General features: G+C 56.4%; 3 protein-coding genes. All 3 read right to left on the bottom strand.

The annotated features are described in order from the left end of the window. Positions 1 to 581: 581 nt before the first annotated feature. Positions 582 to 1,892, bottom strand: coding sequence for a DUF4910 domain-containing protein (locus tag ACT6VE_RS18545; protein WP_444799985.1), 1,311 nt, complete (start codon positions 1,890 to 1,892; stop codon positions 582 to 584). After that, positions 1,873 to 2,679 carry an AAC(3) family N-acetyltransferase gene (locus ACT6VE_RS18540; protein ID WP_444799984.1) on the bottom strand — a complete coding sequence of 269 codons (807 nt, stop codon included), beginning with the start codon at positions 2,677 to 2,679 and terminating at the stop codon, positions 1,873 to 1,875. The genes ACT6VE_RS18545 and ACT6VE_RS18540 overlap by 20 nt, the downstream gene beginning before the upstream one ends. Further along, the coding region (locus tag ACT6VE_RS18535; protein WP_444799983.1) for a hypothetical protein at positions 2,667 to 5,745 on the bottom strand (3,079 nt) is incomplete at its 5' end. The genes ACT6VE_RS18535 and ACT6VE_RS18540, both read right to left, overlap by 13 nt.

Raw genomic sequence — 5,745 nt, 5'->3', positions numbered from 1 at the left:
CTCACACCGCGCCATTTGGCGTATCAAAAACCGCCGAGGCTCTAATCGCTGCCGGAGGAAAGTTCAGGGGAAGGTCAAGACCACGCTGGAACGAGTTGGGCGATTCCTGGTGCCACTCGGGTGCACAGCAATTCGTCACGACCAAGCGCGAGACCGTTTCGTAAACCTCGGCTTACAAAAGGTCCGTTCCTATCGAGAACTGGTGCGATTTCTGCGGTGCTTGCAGGTAAAAATTCCGAGGAAATTCGCGAGCAGGAACGCACTTAAATTGCTGATTATATTTGTAAATATGCGATTGCAACTAGCTTATGCAGCCATTGCGAGTAGCCTTGGGAAGCTGACAAGCTACCATCACATCATACCCGCAAGGCAGCGCGAAGGCGCAGTCATTCAACAGTTCGCCGGGCGTGTCAAGCGATTGGCGGCGCGGCACCGCTCTTCGCTTCGTGTCGACGCTTTACCCCTATGAGCCCGCAACCAATCTCGACAGGACCAGCTCTCGAACGGCTTGCCACCACAATACCTGCCGTTAAAAAGCCGCGTCGACAACACCCGTGGGACATACAAGTTCCTGGATATCGTCAGGCCTGCTCCACCAGCAAACCATTCTCTATCAACGGCTCCGCAAGCTTGACCACATCCCAGACCGGCACGCCGATAATATCGGCGATTTCCAGCAGCGACCGCTCACCGTCACAATAGGATATGAGATTCAGCATATCGCGAGCAGCGTCGGCGCTGCCACGGGCACTCACCGTGGGATAAAGTCCACGGCGCCCAAGCTGAGGCTCGCCGAGCACGGAAACCTTGAATTTGGCGCTGTATTCCACCGCTTCGATCGCCTTTTTCAACACTTCGAAGCCGCCGGCCAGCCCGGTCGGCGTCACCAGCGTGAGATCGTCCAGAGAGGTATGATACTCGGGATAAGCGCCATATTTGCTGCGCGTGATTGTTGCCATCGGCAAATCAACACCCGGCGCGCAATATTGACGCTCGTCACTTCCTCGATCAAGCCATGTGTACCGAGCAAAATCCGGGGCAAGGTGCTTGAGAACATGCAAAGCGGCCTTGTCCGACAACGTATTGCCATTGCGAGACGGCAAATACGAATATGCCCGATCATCGCCGATGCATGAGATGTTGAAACCGGCAATCACATGCGACTTCAGATGGGAAATATTCTTGCTGAGATACAAGATCGATCCGATCGTCTCCGGAATGAAGACAAAACGATATGTGTATTTCTTTCGCTCAAGTGACGATACCCAAAGCGCCAGCGCCGTCGCAACCACCGGCCCCGAAAGCTCGTTATTCGCCATCGACGGATGGCAAATATAGGTCGATATGAAAATTTCTTCTTTCGTCTCGCCCGGAATAATCAATTCGCCGTAATTCAAAACGCCGGGCTTCAGATCGGCATCGACAACAACGTGATACTTCCCCGGCATCAGGGATTCTCTTTGCTGGTGCGAAAGACAAAAGCCCCAACGGCGAGAGTAGTACGACGTAACATAGGGGATCGCGTTGGGTTGGGCGGGAAGGGAGTAGAGATGTTTATCCAGCTCCTCAAGGTCCACCCAAATATCGACGGGTTCTGAATAGCCGACGACATGGAGATTGTGAGACCGGAAATCGACTATTCGGGCGCCACTTTCATCGGCAATATAGGCGTCTCGGATGGTCCACTCATCAGGCACCACCCAATCGAAGGCCGACGTCCCCGAAGCCACTTCGTGTACCGTCAGGTCGGGAAGCAGAGCCTTCAGATGGGCGAGCGTTTCGCGAACCCCCGGGCCGGTAAGGCTGCGGCAGATTGGAAAAAGCTCTCTTGCCAGTTCGTGACAGAAATCGCCCACTTCGGCGAGATGAAAATCACGGATTTTGGATGTCATACAACAAGCCCTTTGCGCGACCGCCGGCAACAACCGCCGCGGTCATTTCATACATTGCGGGTGCCGAAATCGTTCGCAATCCAGCTCCCTGCTTCGGCCTATCGCCCTGATAAAGGCCTCGCTCCCACAGAAGCTCACCCATTGGATCGACATGCGTCATAACGCCATTTTCGACATCCCGAACAAAAAGCTCGAATGTTCGCGGCCCCGCATGGCCATCTTCCCCGGTATAGGGGGCGGTAAACGACTTGCGATAGCGATAGGGGACGCTCAGGCTCTCTTCCACATAGTGATAGAAAGTCTGGCTGTTCTGATCCGGCAAATCAAGAACCCCTATCTTTCCGCCCATTCTATGCAATTCGCCAAATGGTGAATCCGCACCGTAGCCGCTGACATTGGCAAGCCCGCGGAAATCCTCGGCCCTCCGGCCGAGTATGGCAAAGGAGTAGATCGGGTGCCCTGACCGCACGGCGCCCGCACGCAAACGCCCGACTTCCGTCAGCGCGCCCATCTGGCTCGGCGTCGAACGGATGTCGAACGGCACTCCCTTAGTGAAATCGAAATTGAACAGCGGGAGCAGCAACGTACCGTCGTCGCCTATAGCCGCCAGGAAACTGTCGAGGATCAGGTCCGGGCTGGGAGTGGTCACGCCAAACTCTCGCATACGCCGCAACGTCCGGGAGATGCTGCTGTGAAGCAGCAGGACATCTCCCGCCTCCACGCCCGCATTGCGCCAATCAGCCGCGAGGCGCTCGACGATTTCCTGTGGGTGCATCAGACCAACCATCCCCTCTTCATGAATTCCGGCACAGGTTCGCGCGGCTTCTCTTCCATGATGCGATCACAAATTCTCTCGATACGAGGATCGCCAAATTTGCGCCAGTTTTCGACGTCTTCATCGAACCACTCGAAGTAGCGCTTGAGTCCGATATTTGTCGCAGGCCGCGCGGTGTAGCGGTACGGTATCGACATCTCTTCTGACGCCATATACGCCATCAGAGCTTGGCACCTCAGACCCACATCGGGTTCAAGGGTAACCGCGCCAGGCGTGCGCAGCAAGAATTCATACTCTTCCCGATCAACTGCCGTCCTTATACCGACCGGATAGTCAATCGGCGCGAACCAGCCGCCGGCAAGGGCTGGAATGCCCAGCATGCCGAACTCCATGCAAGCAGTACCATTCCACAAGAGGCCAAGATCAATGAGTTCCTTCATGTCCTTGAGGTTGAACCATTGATGACCGAGAATGATCACGTTCGAGGGGAGCGGCCCGTCGATCATATCGGCGAACTCTTCTGTCACGAACCTTCCGATTTCCCCACGCCGTTCGTGCGGATGAGGCTTGATCAAAAGCATTGTTCGGGGGTCGCTGCCGACAACCGAAACGGTGTGGTTGAGCCAATCCCGAATGTCCTTGTGTGCGGGGCCGCCATCGACGGGAACCGCGAGGTCGGCCGGTACCTTTCCCAGCAAACCAATAACGTGGATACCTTCTTCACGCGCGGCCTCGACGCGGGCGAGCACGCCGTCGCGCTCGTCGTTGTCCGTCTGGCGTTGAACGCGGTCGTGCGTCATCGCTTTGTCGGCCAGGCGCTTCCATTCGTCCTTCCTGTGCCGGTTGCTGTCCAGCCATGCCAGAAACTCCGACTCGACCGCCAAGAAGGGTGCGCGCAGCGTGGGCGTTGCGGTAATGTTCTTCACCGACAAGCTGGTGGAGACGAAAGTGGACAGGTTAGAGTAATAGTTTTCATAAGAGTTGTTTATGTAAACCGCCTCGACGTTCTTGATATTCTTGAGGAGGCAGAACTGCCGGAAGATCGGAATCGTTGCGACATGCCCATCCGTTACGATAAACCTGATGGGAACATCGACCTTCCGGAAGACGTCCTCCATATCCTCCAGTCCGCGAATGAGGTGGCTGGCATGATTGATGTATTTTTCCATCCGCCGGAGAACCGAAGGGTTGGAAAAATCGAACGTGTTTCTTCTGTCCTGGGTTTGAAGCGTTTCAACGAAGCCCTGGAAGATGTTCAAGCCTTCATAGGACATTATTCCCTCTTCAGGTCGAAGGTCCCATTTTTCCAGGCCCTGACTTTCGCCGCTGCCCCACCCACGGTAGAATCTCTTGAATCTTGTGAAGGCGCCAGCGAACTGGTCGAGTTCCGGACGTCCCGTGCGGTCGGACGGCATGACCCCGTCCACCAGCGACACGATGGCAACGTTGCGCTTTCTCAGCTGGGCAAAAGCGAAAAGCGGAAGATTCCGGAGCCGCCAGCGCGATATCGGGAAGGTAAAGACCACACCTGCCAGTTTCTGAACGTCAAGCGTCGTCTCCGCGCAGATATCCCCATACTTCTGGACGAAGAGAACCTCCTCCAGTTCCTCTCGAATAGAGCGCAACGACGCGATACTAGATGCTTGCAGATCATGGGCGCGCTTGAAAATGCACTCCATGATTTCCTCGATAATAGCAACCGAAAGCGACAGATCGCCCAACCCTCTGGCGTACTGGTACCGTAGCCTCAGAACATCGATTGTCGGGTTAACGTCATCCTTGAAAAACTCGAGGCCTGCCTCAACAAGCCGGCGCTCCCCAAAGATCAAGCCGGCCTTGACCGAGAAAATGGCTCTTTCCTTATCGAGTTCGGAAAATCCATCAATTTTTTCAAAAAGATAATCCCGTCTCTCGCTGGTTGGCAGCCGGTTCAGCAGCTCCCGAATAATACGGTGATCCTGGAGCCTTTCATCCGCTCCTTCCGGGAGATCGGCTACGTCTTTCTCGTCGCCTTCCAGCAGGAGCAACTCGGGCGGCCCCTTCGATACATCCAGTTCTTCGCCTTCCCCAGCCGCGGCCGCCTGCGCGATAATGCGCTCCTGGACGTTCTGATCAAGACGTACATACAGTTCTTTCAGCCGCCCGGTGTTTTTGAGGAGGAATTTGGGGGAGCCCGCCGCACCCTGCAAAACATACGACTGCAGAGCGCTGTCCTCGGGAGACAGTTGTGCGGTCTCAACCAGCATGTCGTGGATGAGTTCCTCGTCACCGCATTTCATCGCTATGCTGACGACAGCCTTGAACAAACCGAGAACTTGATTCGGATAAAGATCGAAGGCGATGGCCCGCACTTGCCTCATCGAAGGAAGGATTTTTCGGATCAATTCAGGCGCTTCGATGAGGGTGGCTCGCCGGAAGGCTTCGTCGAGGCAGGGCGACAGCAGCGAAAGGTAAAGCTGAACTCGCTTGAGACCACTTTCAGCCCCGCGCGCATCCTTGAAAAGGCTCTCGAATTCCTGCTCGATCGCCACTCTGATCAGATCGAGCGCCTCTCCCTCCTTCTCCCGTTCCACGAGCGCGAGGACAGCATAGGTTAGCGTCAATTTTGACGTCGGATTCTCCTGCAAAGCCTCCAGAGCCGGTTCCAAAAGGGAGGTATCACTGCGTAACGTCTGAAACAGATACTTGAATGCGGTCGCCGCCGCCGCGCGACCCAGCCGCTCTTTGCGGCGCTCCAGTTCGAACAGGGAACGGACGTTCCCCGTCTCGCTGCCGGAGATCGCCGCTGCGGTCGAGTATTTTTGCACACGCCTCGTTGTCGCCAAACGCAATGCATCGTCCAGGCCCGGGCGTTGACTACCGCCCAATCCGGCGCGGCATCGAAACTCCTCCTCCAGCAGCCGGCCATCGGCGTTCTGCGGATCGAGGGACAGCCCGTGGGCGACCAGCGTATCGGCCGTGGCGATGTCGCTGGCATTGGCATAGCGTTCGGCAATGGCGAACACCGCACCGGCGCCTTCCGGCGAGGCGGGAAGAAGCGCCAGAAGGGCCGCGGCGCCGTCGCTTTCCCCTGCCGCA

This window comes from Shinella sp. (assembly GCF_052438155.1).
Taxonomy (GTDB): Bacteria; Pseudomonadota; Alphaproteobacteria; order Rhizobiales; family Rhizobiaceae; genus Shinella.
The sequence above is the reverse complement of the archived record's forward strand: the minus strand, read 5'-3'. Positions and strand labels throughout refer to the sequence as shown.